General features: G+C 60.5%; 2 protein-coding genes. Both read left to right on the top strand.

What is annotated here, in order from left to right:
- Positions 1-308 (top strand): hypothetical protein (locus NUW23_12580; protein MCR4427000.1); only part of this gene is annotated, 308 nt, incomplete at its 5' end.
- Between the two features lie 99 nt (positions 309-407).
- On the top strand, positions 408-1,082 hold a 675-nt coding region (locus NUW23_12575; protein MCR4426999.1), incomplete at its 3' end, for an extracellular solute-binding protein.

The raw sequence follows: 1,082 nt of genomic DNA, 5'->3' as shown, positions 1-1,082 counted from the left end.
GGGGCACTCGAACGTGCGCAGCGGGCACTGGGTCCGGCAATGGGAATCGGTTGCGGGTGGCTTTGGTCATTACGAACGGGGGAGGGGCCTCGGGCCAGTCGGCGCTGGCCTCAGCGATCCAGACCGAATGGAGCCTGCTTCTCATAGGGATTAGGGACCCGCGTGAGACATGCATGGTGCAGGCGGCGTTGCCACGCAGGGTCCCGGCGGTCTTCACCTACAGCACAGAACGAATCGTCCTCGCCGCGCTTGCGCGCGTACTGGCTGGTGAGGCCAGCCCGAAGGGGGTGGTTCCCGTCAGGATGTGAGGATGTGATGGCCGTTGTGTGTTTCGAGACCGGTGAGTTCAAACCTGGATGCGTGGGACGGTTCAGATGCCTATGAGTATGGAGCGAGGAGGTATTCACATGTCCCTCAGTAAGTCGAGGTCTCTCGTGATCGCGGCGGCACTTGTGGCCGTGATGGTCCTGAGTGGATGGGGAGAGACATTCGCCCGGGCCCCCATCGTCCTCAGGGTACTCAACTACATGGACGCGACCAGCCCTGGGGCTTATCGCGAATTGACAGAGGTATGGGAGGCTTTCGAAAAGAACAACCCCGGTATCAAGATCGAGCGTGAGGATCTCTTCGGGGAGCCTTTCCATCAGAAGACCGAAGCGTACGCTGCGGCGGGTCAGCTGCCTGACGTCATCTACATGTGGCCAGGAGGCAGGTCCACAACCATACACACGAAGAAACTGGTGAAGGACCTCACGCCGTTTCTGGGCGATGCCAGGAAGGAGTTCTCGGAAGCGGCACTTGTGCCCCAGGCCGGCGGGTACTTGGCTGAGCTGCCCATCGGCGTCACTGCCACGCATGTTCTGTACGTCAACACGAAGTTGCTCGACAGCATGGGCCTGGCCATCCCCAAGACCTACGCCGAGCTCAAGGCGATGGTTCCCAAGCTGAAGGCGGCTGGCAAGGATGTCATCCTCATGGGCAGCCAGGACGACTGGGTGATGCAGTCCTGCTTCTTCAGCATGATCGTCGGCAGGATGCTCGGTGACAAGTACGTGGATGACCTGATTGCTGGGAAAGCCAAG

Source organism: Bacillota bacterium (genome assembly GCA_024655925.1).
Classification (GTDB): Bacteria; Bacillota; DTU025; order DTU025; family JANLFS01; genus JANLFS01.
Note: the sequence above shows the minus strand (reverse complement) of the source record. Positions and strands in the feature narration are given on the sequence as shown.